The sequence below is a fragment of the Streptomyces sp. NPDC059247 genome, assembly GCF_042754005.1.
Lineage (GTDB): Bacteria > Actinomycetota > Actinomycetes > Streptomycetales > Streptomycetaceae > Streptomyces.
The window spans coordinates 420,935-439,421 of sequence record NZ_JBHYZW010000002.1; the positions used below are offsets into that span (position 1 = coordinate 420,935).

Sequence of the window (18,487 nt, forward strand, 5' to 3'; positions counted from 1 at the left end):
CGATGGTCGTCGGCCCCGCCGTGGTGGGCTCGTCGGTGGTGGGCTCTGTCGTTGCGGGTATGGTCCCTCTCCGTTCTCTCGTCGGCCCCGGACCCGATTGGGTACGGGGAAGTGCGCTCGGCCCGTCGCTCCGTCAGGCCGAAGACCGCGCCCGTCAGACTGCCGACCGTGATGTTCACCGGCGGTCTCGGGGATCCCTGGGCGCGGAAGTGGTGCCCGCCCCTACCGCAGAGCGGATCGCGGCCCCGTACTGTCCACGGAAACGGGGCCTATGCGGCGGGGCGGGGGTCTAGTGGCGCCCCACTCAGCGGGACGTCGTGTCATCCAAGGGGTGCTGACGCCGTACTCCCGTGCCAGACGCGCTACGTCATCCCCCACCACGACATACCGGCGAACGATGACCGCCCTGGCCAGGAGAGCCCGCATTTGGTCGGGGGTGGGTGGCGGAGCGTTCCGCCGGGGCACCCCCCAAAAAAAAGTCGAAGCGGCCTGTCAGTCAATGGGAGGTGATGCCGTGCTCCCGTGCCGGCCTCGCTATGAACTCGCCCTCGGTGTGCCGCCGGGTGATCTCGTCCCTGTCGGCGTGAACGCGAGCGCGCGCATGTGCTCGGTGGGACATCCTGTCTTCCTTCTCATTCCGGGTACAGCGCTGCCGGGGACGGAGGGGCCCGGACATCCTTGGTTCGCGCGGTGCTGTGCCAGACACTCAGAACGTACGTGCAGTCCTGGTCGGCGAACTCCGCACGGAACGGACTACGGGCCCGCAGGGTCTCGCGTGCGTACGTCTCCGCGCTGTCGCTCACTGCCCAACTCCGCAGTTCTTCAGAGCAGTTGGGGCCAGGTGGCGCCAGGCGGTATGTGAGGGGCGGGAGCCGGTCGGCGAGCCGCAGGGCCTCGCCCCGGAGCCAGCGCAGTACGAGCTTCGGCGAGATCGTCTCGAACCGCCCGAGGCTGTACGTCGTGGGCAGCCAGGTCCCGGCGACCGGCCCCACCGCGTACACCTCGGCGACGTACGCGGGCAGTATCACCGCCCACGGGCCCGTCACGGCCCCTCCTGCCGGGCCCGGCGAACGTACACCCGCATGTCGGGACCAAGGTGGCTCCGCGACTCGACCGCACCCACCCAGGACACCAGGGTGTAGGCGCCGCCCAACGGTCCCCGTACGGTCCGCAGGTCACGGACCGTACGCCACCGCCCCCCGACGCGCACCCGGTCTCCCACACCGATTCCGGGGGCCGTGCGGCGCACGGAAGGGGCCGTCACGGCCTGTCCGTCGGGACGGGCGTGGTCAGGGTGCGGATGTCCGATGCCTCGTCGAGCGTCGGTTCCCGCAGGGAATGCTCGGATGCGGCCCACTCGGCACCGCCCCCGGGGGGACGTAGGACGTACAGCCCGTGGTCCAGCCGAACGATCTTGCCGTACCGGCCGGTGCCCGCACTGGTGTCCACCGCATACCTCCCGGTGGCGGGAATCCATGTGGTCCGTGCCCGTGTCACTGCCCGCCCCCGGGGTTGGATTCGGGCCTCTCCGCAGGTGCGGAAGGCGGCGGGGCGGTGGTCGGGGGAGAGTAAGGGCGGACGGGCCATAATCCCGTGGCGGCATCGGCAAGTGCGCGCCGACGGGCACGATCGGCGGGGCTTCGTCGGGTCATGCCGACGAAGGTAGGACCGCCACGACATCGCTGTCTGTGGCACTTCCACTACTCAAGGTGGGAAAGTGTCATGCGCCTACAGGGGAAGGTTTAGCGTCTCGGCCATGTGCCGCATCTCGGGAGTGAGGGTGCGCCGTCCGTCAACGATTGCGCGTAGGGCGTCCTGTGCGGCCGTCTGGTAAGGGAACCATTCGGGCGCCCGTGTTTGGACTTTGGTGAGCTGCCCGAACGCCTCGGCGAACCCGCCGAGCTTCGCGTGGGCGTAGGCCACATCGATTCCGTGGCGATTCTGAACACTGGAGCACGGGCGCACGCCGAGAAGGGGAACCTTCCGCGCCAGGGTTAGCGCGGTGTCCGGGTGATCACGGACAACTGCATCTTCAACTGCCAGCAGGCGCACAGTTGTTGGCCCGAATGTGCGGATGAGTTCGTGGTCGACCGCAACCTCTTGCCCAATAGCGGTTGCGGCAGTTTTCGCCCACCGCTTCATGTCCACTGCGGCCCCGATCTGGTTGTTGCGCACGGCTGCCCCGGCCGCCCGCAGCAGCAGCAAACCCCATGCGGCGAGTTCGGCGGGTGAGGCACGGGTGAGGCGGGGCGGCTCTAGGTCGTCTGCCCATTTGGTGGCCAGCGACAGAGCTTCGTCTAGACGCCCCTGCCGGATCAGCAGCCACGCAGCAGTGTTGACGCTTGCGGACGCTGCCAAACGGTCCTGCGCATCCGCAAGCGACCGGCGGACCGCCAGCTCTGCTAGATCGAACTGGCGCGTGTGGGTCAGTGCGCTCGCAGCGAGTTGCAGAACTTGCACGCGGACCCTTCGCCCTTCCTCGCCGAGGGTATCCGCGTCACGCAGCAGCGCGGGCAACACGGCCGAGAGCTTGGCGAACTGGTCCCCTCGGGACAGGGCCGCCGCCTGTTCGAGAACCCTTCGGACTCCGGCAGGGGTGGCAGGGGTGTCCCCTTCCTGTTCCTGCGTGGGGGGCCGCAGCAGTTCGGCACGCATGGGGGCCCACAGGTCCCGTGTTTCGGCAGGCGCCCCATCTTCCCTCGGAGCGTCCACCAGGCTCATGGTTTCCACACGGAGAGCACGCGCGAGAGCGTGCAGCGTTTCCATGCGCGCCGTCGACCGCTCGCCCTGCTCCAGCTTCCGGATGGTCGACAGAGATACGCCCGAGTGCGCGGCCAGTTCTCGTTGGGTGAGCCCGCTTAGTTTGCGGGCGGCCTTGACTTTCTTCCCCGCGTCAGTCATAGGGTCAGAGTACGACTGCCGGAAGTGTCCCGTCACGGGCCCGAAAACGCAGGAAGCCCTGCCCCACCCCGGAGTTGGGGACAGGGCGGGGCCGTTTCATGCTGCTGCGCGGTGGGGCACGGAGGGGGACTACGGACCGCAGTGGCGCAAGTGGCGCCTGGTGGGGGCCCTGTCGGTGAGGTACCCCCATCCGCCAGCGGTGCTCCTCGTCGTCCACCGCCCGGCACCCGGCGGCTCGTTTCAGCGCTCCGCACCCATGTCCACTGACCCACCGTGGTACCCGTGGGGAGGCATCGGGTTGACGATCCGCCACGTGGTGTCAGCGAGGGTCCGGCCAGGGCGGCGACGCGGGCCCCCGTACAGGGCGAGGGCAGCGGCGAGCGCGCTTTCAGTGCCGACCACTGCCGAGTAGGGCGGGACGACACCCGCAGACGACCCGGTCCACCCCCTCGGCCGGGTCGCGCCCCGGCCCGGAGTCGCTCATACGGCCTCCCGGCGCTCGCCCGGTCCCCCCACGCTGGGCCGACCGGAGCCGCCCGGCGAGCGGGGACGCCCGACCGGGGGAGCGGTGGCACCGGGGGGCGCCCGCTGGGGGAACCCGGGGAGCGCGCCTAGAATCGGCTTCCATGTCGAAGCCTGACGAACTGCTCGTTGAGATCGCCGCCACGGTGGAGTCGGGGCGGAGCAATCAGATGTCCCTGACGGTGGTCGCGGGAGGCGTGGTCCTGACCGGCCGGCTGGCCCCGGAAGCCCTGTGGAGACAGCGCGTGTCGGAGGTCCTGACGGACTCGGACAGCCTCGGGGAGTTCTCCTGCGTCTTCAGCCCCTCCGAACGGAAGCCCGGGGCACCCACCCATCTGCACTTCCACCTCGCCCGCATCCTCCAGGGCACGGTGGGCATCCCGGAGACCGGCGGAATGTACCGGGTGGCCCTGGAAGACATCAGCGCCTGGACGGTGGGGGACTTCCGCTACTCCGACCACTGACGGCCGGTCGCCCCCGACCCCCGAACCCCGACCACTGACGGCCGGTCGCCCCTGACGGTGCGGCCCCCCGGCCACGGTCGGCCGATCGCCCCGTCCCCGTACCGCGCGAGGACCGGTCGTCGGGGGAGCACGGGCAGCAGGTTCCCGGCGCCGTCCCCGTCGATCGCGCGTGGAGCCGCGCGCCGACGCACTCCGAGGGCGAAGGGGTACGTGGGAAAGGCCGCGCGCTCCGGATGAGCCGCGCGCTCCGGATGCTCCGAGGCGTCGTCGGGCCCGGGCCCAGCCCCAGGGGCCGAGGACACAGCCCTGGTGGCCGAGGACACAGCCTCAGCGGCGGGTCCCCCAGCCCCGGGGCCGGTGACCCCGGGACGTCACCGCGAGGACGCCGAGGCCCCGTCAGCCATGGCGGCCCACCCCGGTCGCGACGGCCCCCGGGCCACGGCGGCCGGGTGTCGTGCTATCCCGTGAACTCCCCCAGCGTCGGGGCCGGGACGGGCAGGGGGTGGGCGCCCTCGGGGCGCAGGCCGTCGACGATCAGGGCGAGGTAGCGCTGCCACAGGGGGCCCCGGGGGTTCTCGCCGATGCTCAGCACGGCCTGCGCGGCGCCGCTGAGGAGCAGGACGACGTCCAGGCCGGTGACGTCCTCGCGTACGCTCCCGGCCTCCCGGGCACGGGCGACGAGCGCGTCAGTGACCTCGGCGAGGCGCTCGCGGGAGGCGCGGACGCTGGCCTCGCTGGGCGAGAGCTCGGCGGCGGCCTGGCAGAACGAGCGGTCCCGGACGTGGATCTCGACGCCCACCCGCATGAACTCGAACAGCGCGGCCCCGGCGTCGTCCGCCCCGGTGAGCCCGCGCCCGACGGCGACCAGTTCCTCCAGACGGTCGCTGAAGACCTCGGCGAGCAGTTGTTCCTTGGTGTCGAAGTGCCGGAACACCGTGCCCTTGCCCACCCCGGCGCGGGTGGCGATACGGGTGATCGACACGTCCGTGCCGTTCTCGGCGAACTCCGCGGCGGCGGCGTCCACCAGCAGGCGTCTGTTGCGTACGGCGTCGGCTCTGGTCATGTCCCCACTCTACCTAACCGGACCATTCGGTCATGTTGTGACGCAGGTAACCGGACCGTGCGGTCCGGTTGTGCTACGGTTCAAAACATGACCGCCCGGTCCGCTTATGGTTCCGGGCCCGTACGCATCGTGAAACGAGAGAGGAACACCCAGCCATGGACGTCCGCGGCTACCAGACCGGCCCGATCCAGGCGGAGGCTGCCTTCACCTCCGACTTCCCCCTGGACAACCGTTACTCCACGCAGGACCTCGTCGACATGCTGGAGCGCGAGCGCCCGAACATGGACATCCGTCCGGGGATGCGGCACAAGTACACGCCGCTGCGCTTCGACCCGGCGACCGGCGTGAAGTACATCGGCGGTCGCTACCTCTTCGACACCTGGGAGAACGTGCTCGACTACGACCACTTCACCAACGAGGAGCTCTTCCCGGAGCCCGGCGTGAAGTTCTGGTCCCGCTTCCCCGGCGTCGACAAGCACTACTGGAAGGTCACCGGGGCGCACGACTTCAAGCCCATGGCCACCGCCCACCACGTCAACCGCTTCGAGCGCTACGCGTACACCGACGCGGGCGTCGAAGCAGTTCTCGGGCAGGTGTGGCCGACGATCCGCGACGAGGCCGAGCGGCAGGGCCTGTCCAGTGTCTGGCTGATGTTCCAGCCGCAGGAGAAGCAGATCGGCATCCTCACCGTCGCCGAGAAGACCGACGACACCGACCCGGCCGTCGCCGTCTCCCGGGGTCTGGAGCGCCTGGAGGGCCTCGCGCCCTTCGGCCGCCTCCTCCCCGAGCGGCTCGGCACGGAGCGGCTGATGGACCGGACGAGCCTGATCGTCTCCTCCTGGCTGCCCGAGTCCCGGGCGCTCGGCGGCGCCCACTCGTCCTTCGACGTCTCCCCGCCGCACCCGAAGCCGCAGATCTGACGGCCGTACGACGGTGAAAGCCGCCCGGCCGGAACGCGCGTTCCGGCCGGGCGGCCACCGGGGGAGCGCCCGAGGCGCTGCCCGGGACCGCGTACGTGGCGCTGCCCGGGACCACGTACGAGTCGCTGCTCAGGGCCACGCCGAGAAGCGGCGCCGAGACCTGTGCCCGGGACCCCCACCCCAGCCCCCACCCCGCTCCACCTCACCTCCCCCACCTCACCTCACCTCACCCCCACCTCTCACCCCACCCACCCCAGAAAGGCCCCTCATGCGTGCCCTCATCGTCGACCGTTCCGTCCCCGGCGGGCTGCGCCCGGCCGACGTGCCCGATCCCGTACCGGCGCCCCACCAGGCCCTGGTCCGCGTCCGGTCGGTCTCCCTGAACCCGGCCGAGTTCCGTTACGTGCTCCCCGGCGCGCCCGAGGGCGCGGTGATCGGCTGGGACGCGGCCGGCGTGGTCGAGCGGGCCGCCGCCGACGGCTCGGGACCGGCCGCGGGCACCCCCGTGATCACCCTGGGAATGAGCGGGGCCTGGGGAGAGCTGCGGGCCGTCGACACCGCGCTGATCGGCACCGTGCCCGAAGGCGCCGACCCGGGGCCGATGAGCACCCTGCCCGTCGCGGCCACGACCGCGCTGCGCGCCCTGCGCAAGCTCGGCCCGATCCTGGGCCGACGCGTCCTGATCACCGGTTCCGCCGGGGCGGTCGGCCGCTTCGCCGTACAGCTCGCGGCCCGTGGCGACGCCCATGTGGTGGCCGCCGCCCGCAACCCGGACCACGCGGCCGAGCTGCGGGAACTCGGCGCGCACGAGGTCGTCACCGACCCCGCCGAGGTCGCGGCACCCGTCCACGGCGTGCTCGACCTCGTCGGCGGGGCGACCCTCGTCGCCGCTCACCGGGCGCTCGGCGAGGGAGGCGTCCTGGTCACCGCCGGGGCCGCCTCCTCCGGGGCCGCCGTCTTCGAGCCGGGCTCCCTGCTGTCCGACCCGCTGCGCCACGACCGGTCGATCGTCACCTTCTTCCTGATGAGCGGCGACGGCATCGACACGGACCTGACCTGGCTCGCCGCCGAGCTGGCGTCCGGTGCGCTGCGTCCGCACCTCGCCTGGCGCGGCGACTGGACCGACGCGGCCGGAACCATCGAGTCCGTACGGGAGAGCCGTCTGCCCGGCAAGGCCGTCCTGGACCTTCCCTGACCGGCCCGCCCGCCCCCTCGCCCGGGGGGCGGGACCACCACCCGGAACCCCGCCCCCGCAGGGCGGGGCCACGGCCCGGGACCTCACCGCCGGGAACTCCGCCTCCACAGGACGACGGGGTCCCCGCCCGGGGCCTCATCCCCCACGGGCCGCGACCGCGGCCCAGAGCCCCCCCCGTCCCCCACTCCCACCCCCACCCCGAAACAGGAAGCCCCCCATGCCCCGCTCCCCGAGCGTCCCGCTCTCCGTTCTCGACCTCGCCCCGATCCGTACGGGCCACGGCCCCGCCGAAGCCCTGCGCCACACGGTCGAACTGGCCCGCGCGGCCGAGGCGTCCGGCTACCGCCGCTTCTGGATCTCCGAGCACCACAACACCCGGGCGATGGCCAGCTCCGCGACCGCGATCATCATCGGCCAGGTCGCCGCCGCCACCGAGCGCATCAGCGTCGGCGCGGGCGGCATCATGCTCCCCAACCACGCCCCGTACGTCGTCGCGGAGCAGTTCGGCACCCTCGCCACGTACCACCCCGGCCGGATCGACCTCGGTCTCGGGCGTGCGCCCGGCACCGACCCGTGGACCACCCGGGCCCTGCGCCGCCAGCACCAGAGCGGCGCGGACTTCCCCGAGCAGGTCGCGGAGCTGCGCGGATACCTCGCCGCCGACGCCACGGACGCCGCAGACGGCTCCGGCGGCGCGTACGGTTCCGGCGGCGCCGACCGCAAGGTCCGCGCGATCCCGGGCGAAGGCGTCGACGTGCCCGTGTACGTCCTCGGCTCCAGCACCTTCGGCGCGGCGCTCGCCGCCCGCGAGGGCCTGCCGTTCGTCTTCGCCTCGCACTTCGCGCCGCAGCAGCTCGACGAGGCCCTGGACCTGTACCGGTCCGCCTTCCGGCCCTCCGCCGCGCTGGCCGAGCCGTACGCGGTCGTCGCGGCCAACGCGGTCGTCGCCGACACCGCCACCGAGGCCGTACGGATCTTCAGCTCGCTCCAGCAGAAGTTCCTCACCCATCTGCGCGGCGAGATGCGGTTCCTGCCGCCCGTCGACGACATCGACGCGCTCTGGAACCGCGAGGAGGCGGGGGTCGTGGACGCCATGCTCGCCGAGTCGTACGTCGGCACCCCCGGCACCGTCCGCCACGGCCTCGAATCCCTCGTGGCCCGCACCGGCGCCGACGAACTGATGATCCTCAGCGAGGCATGGGACTTCGACGCCCGCCTGCGCTCCTACGAACTCCTCGCCACCACCTGGAACGAAAGGCCCTGACGTGACCGCCCCCCGTGCCCTCTTCGAGCCCGTCCGGCTCGGGGACCTCACCCTCGCCAACCGCATGGTGATGGCGCCGATGGGCCGCGCCCGCGCGCACCCGGACGGCACCCCGTCCGCGCTCATGGCCGAGTACTACGGCCAGCGGGCCACGGCCGGGCTCATCGTCGCCGAGGGCACCCACCCCGTCCCCGGCGGCGCCATCGGCCCGGACGCCCCGGGCCTGTTCACCGACGCGCACCAGGACGGCTGGGCGGCGGTCGCGGACGCCGTGCACGCGCGCGGCGGCCGGATCTTCCTCCAGCTCATGCACGCGGGCAGGCTCGCCCACCCGGACTTCCTGCCGCCGGGCACCCACCCGGTCGCCCCGGGCGCGCTCGCGGCCCGCGCCCTCGTCCACACCCGGGCGGGCCGGGTGCCCGCCGTCGTTCCCCACGCGCTCACCGACGGCGGGATCGAGGACCTGGTCGCGGCCTTCGTCCGGGCGGCGGGCCGGGCCACGGCCGCCGGGATGGACGGCGTGGAGATCCACGCGGCCAACGGGTACCTGCTCCACCAGTTCCTCGCCGAAGGCGCCAACCCGCGCACCGACCGCTGGGGCGGCGACGCGGAGGGCCGTACCCGGCTCACCGCCGTGATCACCCGAGCCGTCGCCGAGGCGGTCGGACCCCACAGGACCGGCCTGCGCGTCTCACCCGGCAACACCTTCGGCGACCTGACGGAGACCGACCCCCACACCACGTACACCGCGCTCGTCGACCGGACCGCCCCGCTCGGTCTCGCGTATCTGCACCTCACCGAGACGGGCACCCGGCTGGACGGGGTGGTACGGGAGTCCTGGCCGACGGCCCTCATGGTCACTCCGGCGCCCGGCGACGGAGACAGAGGGGCCGCCTCCGCCCGGACGCTCGGCGCGGGCGCGGACCTGGTCTCCTTCGGCCGTGACTTCCTCGCCAACCCGGACCTGGTCACCCGCTGCCGCAGGGGCGCCCCCCTGAACGAACCGAGGGCACCCCACTTCTACGAAGGCGGCGCCCGGGGCTACACGGACTACGCCGCGCTCGCTCCCGACGACGGGGCCGCGGGCGAACCCGCGGTGACCGCTGCCCACCGCCCCTGAGGCAGGGCAGGACAGGCAGGGCAGGGCACGGCCGGTTTCCGCCGCGCGGACCCACCTCAGGCGAGGTCGGACGATCCGGACGGTCCAGACGACCCGGACGATCCGGACGGTCCAGACGATCCGGACGGCCCGGACGATCCGGACGGCTCGGACGATCCGGTGGCGCGGCGGTACTCGGCGTTGATGCGCTGGGCCTCTTCGAGCTGGTCCTCGAGGATGATGATGCGGCAGGCGGCCTCGATGGGAGTGCCCTGGTCGACGAGTTCGCGGGCGCGGGCGGCGATGCGCAGCTGGTAGCGGGAGTAGCGGCGGTGGCCGCCCTCCGAGCGCAGCGGAGTGATGAGGCGGGCCTCACCGATGGCGCGGAGGAAGCTCTGGGTGGTGCCGACCATTTCGGCGGCCCGGCCCATCGTGTAGGCGGGGTAGTCGTCGTCGTCGAGACGCCCGTACGAGTCCTCTGCTGTCATTTGCACCTCTCTGTGACGCGGCGTCGAGGCGCCCTGGTGCCGTCTGGCGCCAGGGTCCCGAAGGCACTACTACATCACTTGCCGGTTCCGGCGGTGCGTCGGCGTTCGGTGCGGGGCCCCGGCGACCCGCTGCCACGAGCACGGGTACGGGTACACGTACGGGTACGAGTACGGGGATCGCGGTCGTCGGGCCGTGGACACGCAGAAGGGCCCGACCGGGGTGAACCGGGTCGGGCCCTTCTGGCTGTTCGGGCGTCAGCTCGCTCTTCCGTGGCGCACGGCCGGACGGATCAGACCTCGGCCGGGCCGCCGAGCAGGTTCGAGGCGTGCTGGAGCGGGGCCACCGGCTGGGTGGGCTCGGCGGCACCGGGAAGGCCGCGGCAGGTGAACCCGAGCTTGGTCATCGCCCTGATGACCTCGGCGGCGCTGAAGTCGCGGCGGTCCTGACGGGTGATGACCTCACCGACCTGCTTGGCGGGGTAGGTGCGGCGCCCGATGATCACGGACTCCCCGGTCACTTCTTCGGGCTTCACGTCCTTCATGGCGTCCAGGACGCTGTTCTTGGTGAGATCGAAGGGGAAGCGGGCGATGACACAACGCATGATGCCTCACAAGGTCTGGAGGGTGACGGTTCCGCGGTGCTGAGCCGGTTCAGCGGGCGAGGACAAGGGTGCCTTGGGCGCCGCTCTGTCCGTCCACGGCGGACGGGGGTGCGGTGGGCCGGTGGTGGAGCGTGGCGTGCGCGGCCGTCCTGTCGGCGGGTGGGGCGAACGGTTGGTGGTCACCAAGGATGTCACGCAGCCGGACCCGGTCGGTGTACGAGGGGCTGTCGCGGACGGCGGTGAGCCGGGCCAGGGTGACGGAACCGGTGCTCAGGCCGTCGTCGTCGCAGAGCCGCAGGACTTCGGTACGGGCCCCGGCCATGACGGCCAGGGCCACTTCGACAGTCATGTCGTCCCCGGCCTGAGGTCCTGTGGCGTCCATGGCGTCGGCCGCCGTTCCTCCGTGCACGGGAGCGGCGGGCGCCGGGCGGGGTCGGGTCCGGGACGGTGTCACGACGTGCCTCCTGCGGAGAGGGATCGGCTTCGGGTCACGTACGGGCTCAGGCCGCCGCGGCGGAGGCGGACCGGCGCCCGCTCGCGCGCCGGGCGGCCGGAGAGGCTCCGCGTCGGCCCCGGACGGGCGCCCCGCGCCTGCGCCGCTCGGTCACCGGTGCGGTGATCTTCACGGGGACGCCCGAGGGGGCCTGGGCGCCGGTGATCCGGCTGAGCGCCTCCTCGCCGGGGTGGACCCGGGTGGTCCGGGGCACGATTCCGGCGGCGGCCAGGAGGCGGGTCACGGCACGGCGCTGGTTGGGGGTGACGAGGGTGACGACGCTGCCGGACTCCCCGGCCCGCGCGGTCCGGCCGCCGCGGTGGAGGTAGTCCTTGTGGTCGGTCGGCGGGTCCACGTTGACGACGAGGTCGAGGTGGTCGACGTGGATGCCGCGCGCCGCGACGTTCGTCGCGACGAGGGCGGTGACGTGCCCGGACTTGAACTGGGCGAGGGTGCTGGTGCGTTGGGGCTGCGACTTCCCGCCGTGCAGGGCGGCGGCCCGGACCCCGCAGTCGAGGAGGTCCTGGGTGAGGCGGTCCACGGCGTGCTTGGTGTCCAGGAACAGGATCAACCGGCCCTCGCGCGCCGCGATCTCCGTCGTCAGCCGGTGCTTGTCGGCGCCCTGTACGTGCAGGACGTGGTGTTCCATCGTGGTGACCGCGCCCTGGGAGGGGTCCACGGAGTGCACCACCGGGTCGGCGAGGTAGCGGCGGACCAGGAGGTCGACGTTGCGGTCGAGGGTCGCGGAGAACAGCATGTGCTGCCCTTCGGGGCGGACCTGGTCCAGGAGCGCGGTGACCTGGGGCATGAAGCCCATGTCGGCCATCTGGTCGGCTTCGTCGAGGACGGTGACGGCGACCCGGTCCAGTCGGCAGTCACCACGGTCGATCAGGTCCTTGAGGCGTCCGGGGGTGGCCACGACGACTTCGGCGCCGCCGCGCAGTGCCGAGGCCTGCCGGCCGATCGGCATCCCGCCGACGACGGTGGCCAGGCGCAGGCGCACGGCTCGGGCGTAGGGGGTGAGGGCGTCGGTGACCTGCTGGGCGAGTTCCCGGGTGGGGACCAGGACCAGGGCCAGCGGCTGACGGGGCTCGGCCCGCTGTCCGGCGGTACGGGCCAGCAGGGCCAGGCCGAAGGCGAGGGTCTTGCCGGAGCCGGTCCGGCCCCGGCCCAGGACGTCCCGGCCCACGAGGGAGTTCGGCAGGGTCGCGCCCTGGATGGGGAACGGCACGGTGAGGCCCTGCGTGCCGAGCGCGGCCAGGAGTTCGGCGGGCATGTCGAGTTCGTCGAACCTCTCGACGGCGGGCAGGGCCGCGGTGACCGTCTCCGGCGGGGCGAACTCGCCCTGCGGCGCGTTCGGCCGTCGGCCGTGGCCGCCTGACCGCTTCGGGCCTCCCGAGCGCTTCGGGGCGGGGCCGCCGCTGCGGCGGGTGCCGGACGAGCGGCCGTTCGTGCGTGTGGGGTTCATTTCAGAACCTTCCTCGACGGGGCACGCGTCAAGGAATTCCCCCGGTGGAAGAGCGGTGCGGGGAATCGCAGGCACGCACCGAATAAGGATGCGAAAAGATGAATCGCGGGAAACTCTGGGAAAGAGTGGAATCGGGGGTTCTCGGCAGGAGACCCGGCACGCCACCGCTCCGCATGATCGATTTTTCGCGGGGGGTGTGGAAAAACATACAGCTGGGACCCGCACCCCGAGGGATGCGGGTCCCAGCTGCGAAATGTGCGTCAGCGTCAGGCGGGAACGATGTTCTCCGCCGTCGGGCCCTTCTGGCCCTGCGCGATGTCGAAGGAGACCTTCTGGCCTTCCTGCAGCTCGCGGAAGCCCTGGGCGGCGATGTTCGAGTAGTGGGCGAACACGTCCGGGCCGCCACCGTCCTGCTCGATGAAGCCGAAGCCCTTTTCCGCGTTGAACCACTTCACGGTGCCAGTAGCCATGTCATATCTCCCTTGTGGGCAGTACATCGGAATCCGCACTTCACGGACCCCGCGTCGCCGCGATGATGCCCTGACCGGAAAATAATGACCGGAAATACGAAGCACTCCCGTGCGGCACGAGGCCGCCCGGAGGAGCTTGAAGTCTTTGGGTACCAAAACTGCAACCTGCTTCGACAGTACCATGCCCCTGCGATATTTGTGCGTCGAATACCTGCCCCTACCCGGTGCCGGTATGAACTTTCCAGGCGGGGACCACGAAATTCTCTGTCCGCGGGTACAGGTATTCGTACGACGCGAGTACGACCACCGGGGAGACGGGCCCGCCCCCGCCCGACGGAGGCGGCGCGGAGGATCCGTACGGCGCCGAGGAAGCCGTACGACGTCTTCGGTCTCCGTACGGCGCGGAGAGATCCGTACGACGCCTTCGGTGTCCGTACGACGTCTTCGGTGTCCGTACGACGTCTTCGGTGTCCGTACGGCCCGGCGGGGCGGCACCGGCCCGGGGCTCACGGCTCACGGCTTGCGGGGCACGGCCACCCGTACCTCGTGGAGGTGGATCAGGACGTCGAAGGAGCGGCCGAGCGCCTGATCGAAGAGGGGGTAGCCGTCGTGGAACTCCGTACCGATGCTGCGGGTGGGGCGGGCGGTCTCCAGCCAAGCGCGGGCGACGGGCGCGGCGGCGCGCAGATCGGCGTAGAAGTCGCGGTGGCGGATCTTGTCGAGGGTGTTCTCGTTGCTGCCCGGGACGGCGGCGCCGACGGCGAACTTCTTCCACTCGCCGCCGAGGGCGGTGTCCTTGGAGAGGAAGGAGCCCCGGTCGAAGGTCATGCCGATCGGGAGGTAGCCGTGGCCCAGCGCGTCGCGGAGGAAGGATCCCTGGGTCTTGGGGTAGAGCGCGGCTTCCGCGGCGATGAGGCCGAGGTGGTCGTTGTGCGCGGAGACCAGCATCTTGTGGCCGGTGCGCTTCTGCCACCACAGGATGTTCTGGGCCATGACCCGGTCGCGCAGGCGCATGAACTCGGGCAGGGTGGCGGAGTCGGTGGGATCGGCGGTCAGGAACTCGGTGGTGTCCGCGACGGAGCGGGCGTTCTGCACGGCCCACTCGTGGGCTTCCCGGTCCCGGCCGCCCGCCGCGCTGATCAGGTCGAGGACCTGCCGGGCCTGTCCGGCGAGGCGCTGCCGCTCGGCGAGCGGCTTGCCCAGGTAGGCGAAGACGTCGTCGAGGGGGCGCAGCCCGGTGTAGAGCCCGTCCACCCGGGACGCCAGCGCGGGGTGGTGCCGCTGGACGTAGCCGGTGATCCGGCCGAAGAATTCGTCGGTGATGGCGGGGGCGGAGAGGTCGTTGCCGACGAAGTGGACGGTACGGGTGGGATTGCGCCGGTTGTGGTCGCGCATCCACTGGATGAGGTGGACGAACTCCTCGCGGTCCCAGGGGGAGTTGGCCAGGTTCTCGGCGACGATCTGCCGGGCGTCGCCCTTGCCGGTCTGGAGGTACTCGTCGATCCGCAGCCCGGCGGCCCAGCTGGACTCCAGGGAGAAGGCGCGGAACCCCTTCTTCTCGACGAGATGGCGGAAGACCCGCTCCTTCATGGCGAAGAACTCGTGGGAGCCGTGATTGGCCTCGCCCAGTCCGACGACCCCGGCGCCGCCGACCATCGCGCCCAGGGCCCGCAGATCGGTGGTCCTCCCGCCGGGTTCGGTGGAGCGCAGCGGGTGGGCGATCCGGTCCAGCGCGCGGACGACGGGATCCTCGGCCGGGGCGGCGGTCGGCGCCTGCCGGCCCGCCGGGCTCGCCTGCGCCACCACGGGCGTGAGGGCGGCCCCCGCAGCGATCACCACGGTGGCGAGCAGGGCGGTCCTGCGGCTGAGCTGCTGTCGACGATGCCTGGTCATGCCCCTTGACTCCTTCGAGTGCGCTTCCGGTGACACGACAGATCCTGTCCCGCGCCACCCCGGCGACGCGCGGGGCCTGACCTCCGTGTTTCAGGGGGGATATCCCCCGACGAACAGCCCCCGGCAGCCCGTCGACGGAACCCCCGGCCCAAGCGGACACCGCTGCCGCCCCTCCACACGACGGAGTCCGACGACCGGAGCCGTACTTCTCGCGAGAGCGGATGACGGGCGAGGGTCAGCCGGCCCGTAGAGCGGAGCCCCTGGGCGACGGCAGGTGCAGCCCGGATGGCGCTCTGTCCTCCTCCACCCCGCGCGTCGGGTCACTGGCTGCGGGTGACAGGGCCCCCTCTCGTCAGTCGGTGGCCCGCAGGTAGATCCGGCTGGTCCGTCCGTCCACGCCCACCACGGCGATGTTCAACGAGTCCACATCGCCCTGGCACGGCGCGCACGCCTGTCCCTCGCGAACGTCCGCGATCGATTCGGGCTCCGGGAGCCCCAGACGAGTGAATGGCGTCATCGGCTTGACGGCCCCGGCCACGGGTCGGCTCCGGGCGCGCAGTGGTCGTTCCGGGGCCAGTCGGGCGACGAAGCCGTCCACTTCGATGGCGGGCAGTACGAACGAGAGCAGGAGCCCGTCGTCCTGAAAACCCTTCTGGTGTGCTGCCCTGGCATCGGTCGCCGAGGCCGGGAGCCGGACGTTCAACTGCCGCGCAACAGCCTCTGGCGTCACGTCGTCCAGCCAGTAGGGCACCTGGCGCCCCGGCGAGCGGGACACGTCACGGCTGCCGTCGCCCGCTGCCCCGGCGGAGCACCCGACGAGGAGCCCGGCCAGCACCGCCACGCCGCCGCGCCCCACGGCCCGCCGCGCCCAGCGCCACGCGCCGCTCACCGGGCGTCTCCCTCGCGCCCGATGTCCGTACGCGTACCGTCCCGGCCGGGTTCCTCAGGGGAGGGCCAGGCACCGGCCGATCCGAGGTCGTGATGCCGCACGGAACCGCTGCTCCTCATGTCGAACTCCCTCGCCAGCCCCGTGGTGTGCGGTCGGGCCATGTCGGCGTCCGTCACCGTCGTCGGGCCGATGGGTGTGGCCTTGCCGGGGTCCCAGTTGTAGCGGTCCCAGACGTTCACCTGATAGTCGATGCCGAGCCGCGGCTCGCCGTCGGGTCCGGGCACGGCCGTCACGACACCGGTGGTGTTCGACATGTTGTTGGCCCGCAACTGGATCCAGAAGTCCCTGGTGTTCGGCGACTCCCCGCCGTACGGACCCGCGCCCCTGACCTGTCCGAGGTGGTCGCGAGCGAGCGAGCGAGCGGGACGGTACGGCACGGCCAGGCACGGCCAGGCATGTCTGCACCGCGCATCGCCGCCCCGTGCCGCCCGTCATGGCGTTGCTCAGGGATCAGGGCCGCACGGGGGCGGATCCGGTGGGCTCGGGCCGACGCGGCAGGTCGATGCGGACGGTGATGCCGCCGCCGGGGCGTGGGGTGGCTTCGATCGTGCCGTCGTGGGAGAGCGTGATGGCGCGGACCACGGCGAGCCCGAGCCCGAGGCCGTTGCCGGGGCGGTCTCGGCCACGCCGGAAGGGTTCGAACAGAGCGGGGATCTCCCGCTGTTCGAGAAGAGGGCCGCTGTTGGTGACTTCGATGAAGGCGCGCCCGCTCAGGGTGCCGGTGGTGAGGGTCACCGTACCGTCCGGGTGGTTGTGCCGGACCGCGTTGGCGAGCAGGTTCAGGGCCACTTGGGCGAGCAGCGCGGGGTCGCCCGACACCGGGGCCGGGGCGAGTGCGGTGGCGATGTGGACACCCGCGGCCCGTGCTTCTCCGGCCAGGTCCGCTACGGCGTTCCGGACGGTTTCCGCCAGGTCGACGGGTCGGGGCGCCCGGGTGCGGCTCTCGCCACGGGCCAGGGTCAACAGGGAATCGATCAGACGTTCGGTACGGGTGTTGGCGTCCAGGGCGCGGCGCAGCGCGGGCTTCAGGTCCTCGGGAACGCGCCCCTGGGCGAGGGGGATCTCCAGCGCGGTTCGCTGGAGGGTGAGCGGGGTGCGCAGTTCGTGCGAGGCGTGGGCGGTGAACTGCCTCTGGGCGTCGAAGCTGCGGTCCAGCCGGTCGAGCATGGCGTCGAACGTGTCGCCGAGTTCGCGGACCTCGTCGTGAGGGCCGGTGAGGCCGAGCCTCTCGTCCAGACTGCTGCCCGTGCTGATGCGGCGGGCCGCCGCGGTCACCTGGGTGAGGCGGTGCAGCGAGCGGCGGCTCGCCCGCCAGGCGAGCAGCGCGGCGAGCGCGGTGAAGACGAGCAGCAGAAGCAGTGACCGGGTCAGGAGCTCCGTCAGGACCCGGTCCTGGAAGTCCTCGAAGCCCTCGGCCGGGGTGAGCGGCACCGTTTCCACGCCCCCGTCCGGCAGGACGGGAACGACCGGGGCGGCGGAGCCGGGGGGCTCGGTGACCGGCGGTGCGGAGGGACCGGAAGGGCCGGAGGGCTCCGCGGGCACGGTCGACACGGCGGGGACGACGAGGTAGCGGTTGTCCTCGATGAGCTGCCGGGTGCTGAGCCAGTCGAGGAGGATCAGCCCGCCGCCGAGGACCAGGAACACCAGGGTGGTCATCAGGGTCAGGCGCCCGCGCAGGGGCAGCCGGTGCGGAAGGAGACGGCCGGTGGTGTCCCGGTGCTCCGGTCCCGTCACAGCCGGTACCCGTAACCCGGGGTGTGGCTGATCAGCCGGGGCTCGCCGAGTTTGCGGCGCAGGGCGTGGACCGTGACCCGGATCGCGGTGGTGGCCGGGTCCAGTGCCGCGTCCCACAGCCGGTCCCTGAGTTCCTCGGTACTGACGGGGGCGCCGTCCGCGGCCAGGAGGATCTCCAGGACGCCGAGTTCCCTGGGCGTCAGTTTCAGCGGGCGTCCGTCGCGCTCCGCGACACGGCGGACGGTGTCCAGGCGCACACCGTCGTGGCTGAGCACCGTGACGGAGGCCCCCGCGCCGCTCCGGCGGCCCAGCGCGCGGAGCCGGGCGACCAGTTCCAGGTACGAGAAGGGCTTGGACATGTAGTCGTCGGCGCCCTGGCCGAGGCCGTCGACCAGATCGGTCAGGGCGCCGGCGGCGGTGAGCATCAGGATGCGTGCCGGGTATCCGGCTGTGCTCAGCGCCCGGCACACGGCGTCCCCGCTCAGCTGGGGCAGGTCCCGGTCGAGGACCAGCACGTCGTATGCGGCGGCGGCCGTCATCTCCAGCGCCCGGAAGCCGTCATGGGCGATGTCGCAGGACATGCCCTCGCCGCGCAGGCCCTCCGCGAGCATCGCGGCCAGCTCTTCCTCGTCCTCGACGATGAGCACGCGCATGTCGCCCCTCCTCCGCCTCTCCGGTGACCTGGACGGCCGGGCCCGGGCCCCGGTCCGCTCCGTCCAGGATGCCGCCGGGCGCGTTATCCGGGCGTTAGGCAGACGATCACGCGTGTCTCACCGGGGGCTCCGTAGAACGGTTCCGACGTCAAGGACGAGAGCGGCGTCACGGACGCGAACGACGTGACGGACGCGAACGACGTGACGGACGAGAGCGACGTCACGGACGAGAACGACATGACGGACGAGAGCGACGTGACGGACGCGAACGAGAGCGACGTCATCGTCGGGACCAGTGAGGACCAGTGA

19 protein-coding genes and 1 pseudogene are annotated in these 18,487 nt (G+C 72.1%); 6 read left to right on the forward strand and 14 right to left on the reverse strand.

Features of this window, described 5'->3' with window-relative positions; genetic code table 11:
- Window positions 1-632 precede the first annotated feature (632 nt).
- The 3 genes from ACFXGN_RS05815 to ACFXGN_RS05825 all read right to left on the reverse strand — a co-directional run bounded on the left by ACFXGN_RS05815 (window position 633) and on the right by ACFXGN_RS05825 (window position 2,901).
- Entirely contained in the window at window positions 633-1,046 is a 414-nt protein-coding gene (locus ACFXGN_RS05815; RefSeq protein ID WP_384853929.1) for a hypothetical protein, read from the reverse strand.
- A gap of 214 nt (window positions 1,047-1,260) precedes the next feature.
- Entirely contained in the window at window positions 1,261-1,449 is a 189-nt protein-coding gene (locus tag ACFXGN_RS05820; RefSeq protein ID WP_384853932.1) for a hypothetical protein, read from the reverse strand.
- A gap of 279 nt (window positions 1,450-1,728) precedes the next feature.
- Complete coding sequence (locus ACFXGN_RS05825; protein WP_384853934.1) at window positions 1,729-2,901, reverse strand: helix-turn-helix domain-containing protein; 1,173 nt, start codon at window positions 2,899-2,901, stop codon at window positions 1,729-1,731.
- Between the two features lie 626 nt (window positions 2,902-3,527).
- On the opposite strand from ACFXGN_RS05825, the gene ACFXGN_RS05830 reads away from it, so the two are divergent.
- Entirely contained in the window at window positions 3,528-3,887 is a 360-nt protein-coding gene (locus tag ACFXGN_RS05830; protein WP_384853936.1) for a hypothetical protein, read from the forward strand.
- 457 nt (window positions 3,888-4,344) lie between these two features.
- Here the strand turns inward: ACFXGN_RS05830 and ACFXGN_RS05835 are convergent, their stop codons facing one another.
- Window positions 4,345-4,950: a TetR/AcrR family transcriptional regulator gene (locus tag ACFXGN_RS05835; protein ID WP_384853939.1), complete on the reverse strand. Its 606-nt coding sequence runs from the start codon at window positions 4,948-4,950 to the stop codon at window positions 4,345-4,347.
- A gap of 155 nt (window positions 4,951-5,105) precedes the next feature.
- Between ACFXGN_RS05835 and ACFXGN_RS05840 the strand changes: the two genes are divergently transcribed.
- The 4 genes from ACFXGN_RS05840 to ACFXGN_RS05855 all read left to right on the forward strand — a co-directional run bounded on the left by ACFXGN_RS05840 (window position 5,106) and on the right by ACFXGN_RS05855 (window position 9,449).
- Complete coding sequence (locus ACFXGN_RS05840; RefSeq protein WP_384853942.1) at window positions 5,106-5,870, forward strand: hypothetical protein; 765 nt, start codon at window positions 5,106-5,108, stop codon at window positions 5,868-5,870.
- A gap of 268 nt (window positions 5,871-6,138) precedes the next feature.
- Complete coding sequence (locus ACFXGN_RS05845; RefSeq protein ID WP_384853944.1) at window positions 6,139-7,065, forward strand: zinc-binding dehydrogenase; 927 nt, start codon at window positions 6,139-6,141, stop codon at window positions 7,063-7,065.
- 217 nt (window positions 7,066-7,282) lie between these two features.
- Complete coding sequence (locus ACFXGN_RS05850) at window positions 7,283-8,329, forward strand: LLM class flavin-dependent oxidoreductase (protein ID WP_384853946.1); 1,047 nt, start codon at window positions 7,283-7,285, stop codon at window positions 8,327-8,329.
- Window position 8,330: 1 nt separating this feature from the next.
- Complete coding sequence (locus ACFXGN_RS05855) at window positions 8,331-9,449, forward strand: alkene reductase (RefSeq protein WP_384853948.1); 1,119 nt, start codon at window positions 8,331-8,333, stop codon at window positions 9,447-9,449.
- Between the two features lie 143 nt (window positions 9,450-9,592).
- Here ACFXGN_RS05855 and ACFXGN_RS05860 read toward each other — a convergent pair.
- The 10 genes and pseudogenes from ACFXGN_RS05860 to ACFXGN_RS05905 form a co-directional block, all read right to left on the reverse strand.
- Window positions 9,593-9,916 (reverse strand): annotated as a pseudogene (locus ACFXGN_RS05860) (MerR family transcriptional regulator); the annotation flags it as partial.
- A 290-nt stretch (window positions 9,917-10,206) separates the two neighbouring features.
- Window positions 10,207-10,518, reverse strand: coding sequence for an SCO5918 family protein (locus tag ACFXGN_RS05865; protein ID WP_384853951.1), 312 nt, complete (start codon window positions 10,516-10,518; stop codon window positions 10,207-10,209).
- 49 nt (window positions 10,519-10,567) lie between these two features.
- Window positions 10,568-10,867, reverse strand: coding sequence for a hypothetical protein (locus ACFXGN_RS05870; protein WP_384853952.1), 300 nt, complete (start codon window positions 10,865-10,867; stop codon window positions 10,568-10,570).
- A 151-nt stretch (window positions 10,868-11,018) separates the two neighbouring features.
- Window positions 11,019-12,479 carry a DEAD/DEAH box helicase gene (locus ACFXGN_RS05875; RefSeq protein ID WP_384853955.1) on the reverse strand — a complete coding sequence of 487 codons (1,461 nt, stop codon included), beginning with the start codon at window positions 12,477-12,479 and terminating at the stop codon, window positions 11,019-11,021.
- A gap of 266 nt (window positions 12,480-12,745) precedes the next feature.
- A complete protein-coding gene (locus tag ACFXGN_RS05880) occupies window positions 12,746-12,949 on the reverse strand; it encodes a cold-shock protein (RefSeq protein WP_030939356.1) in 204 nt (67 codons plus the stop codon).
- 513 nt (window positions 12,950-13,462) lie between these two features.
- On the reverse strand, window positions 13,463-14,842 hold the full coding sequence (locus ACFXGN_RS05885) for an erythromycin esterase family protein (protein WP_384853958.1): 1,380 nt from the start codon (window positions 14,840-14,842) through the stop codon (window positions 13,463-13,465).
- Window positions 14,843-15,194: 352 nt separating this feature from the next.
- Window positions 15,195-15,731 (reverse strand): hypothetical protein, encoded by a 537-nt coding sequence (locus ACFXGN_RS05890; protein WP_384853960.1) that lies wholly within the window; start codon window positions 15,729-15,731, stop codon window positions 15,195-15,197.
- Window positions 15,728-16,168, reverse strand: coding sequence for a hypothetical protein (locus tag ACFXGN_RS05895; RefSeq protein WP_384853962.1), 441 nt, complete (start codon window positions 16,166-16,168; stop codon window positions 15,728-15,730). Before ACFXGN_RS05895 ends, ACFXGN_RS05890 begins: the two co-directional genes overlap by 4 nt.
- Window positions 16,169-16,241: 73 nt before the next feature.
- Window positions 16,242-17,525, reverse strand: a complete 1,284-nt coding sequence (locus ACFXGN_RS05900; protein ID WP_384853965.1) for a sensor histidine kinase — start codon at window positions 17,523-17,525, stop codon at window positions 16,242-16,244.
- Window positions 17,522-18,178, reverse strand: coding sequence for a response regulator transcription factor (locus tag ACFXGN_RS05905; RefSeq protein WP_384853968.1), 657 nt, complete (start codon window positions 18,176-18,178; stop codon window positions 17,522-17,524). The genes ACFXGN_RS05900 and ACFXGN_RS05905 overlap by 4 nt, the downstream gene beginning before the upstream one ends.
- A 183-nt stretch (window positions 18,179-18,361) precedes the next feature.
- On the opposite strand from ACFXGN_RS05905, the gene ACFXGN_RS05910 reads away from it, so the two are divergent.
- On the forward strand, window positions 18,362-18,487 hold the full coding sequence (locus ACFXGN_RS05910; RefSeq protein ID WP_384853971.1) for a hypothetical protein: 126 nt from the start codon (window positions 18,362-18,364) through the stop codon (window positions 18,485-18,487).

Bases quoted from the DNA above. Each gene is read 5' to 3' on its own strand.
- ACFXGN_RS05825 (WP_384853934.1), bottom strand. From the start codon at position 2,901: ATGACTGACGCGGGGAAGAAAGTCAAGGCCGCCCGCAAACTAAGCGGG.
- ACFXGN_RS05830 (WP_384853936.1), top strand. From the start codon at position 3,528: ATGTCGAAGCCTGACGAACTGCTCGTTGAGATCGCCGCCACGGTGGAG.
- ACFXGN_RS05835 (WP_384853939.1), bottom strand. From the start codon at position 4,950: ATGACCAGAGCCGACGCCGTACGCAACAGACGCCTGCTGGTGGACGCC.
- ACFXGN_RS05840 (WP_384853942.1), top strand. From the start codon at position 5,106: ATGGACGTCCGCGGCTACCAGACCGGCCCGATCCAGGCGGAGGCTGCC.
- ACFXGN_RS05845 (WP_384853944.1), top strand. From the start codon at position 6,139: ATGCGTGCCCTCATCGTCGACCGTTCCGTCCCCGGCGGGCTGCGCCCG.
- ACFXGN_RS05850 (WP_384853946.1), top strand. From the start codon at position 7,283: ATGCCCCGCTCCCCGAGCGTCCCGCTCTCCGTTCTCGACCTCGCCCCG.
- ACFXGN_RS05865 (WP_384853951.1), bottom strand. From the start codon at position 10,518: ATGCGTTGTGTCATCGCCCGCTTCCCCTTCGATCTCACCAAGAACAGC.
- ACFXGN_RS05870 (WP_384853952.1), bottom strand. From the start codon at position 10,867: ATGACTGTCGAAGTGGCCCTGGCCGTCATGGCCGGGGCCCGTACCGAA.
- ACFXGN_RS05875 (WP_384853955.1), bottom strand. From the start codon at position 12,479: ATGAACCCCACACGCACGAACGGCCGCTCGTCCGGCACCCGCCGCAGC.
- ACFXGN_RS05880 (WP_030939356.1), bottom strand. From the start codon at position 12,949: ATGGCTACTGGCACCGTGAAGTGGTTCAACGCGGAAAAGGGCTTCGGC.
- ACFXGN_RS05885 (WP_384853958.1), bottom strand. From the start codon at position 14,842: ATGACCAGGCATCGTCGACAGCAGCTCAGCCGCAGGACCGCCCTGCTC.
- ACFXGN_RS05905 (WP_384853968.1), bottom strand. From the start codon at position 18,178: ATGCGCGTGCTCATCGTCGAGGACGAGGAAGAGCTGGCCGCGATGCTC.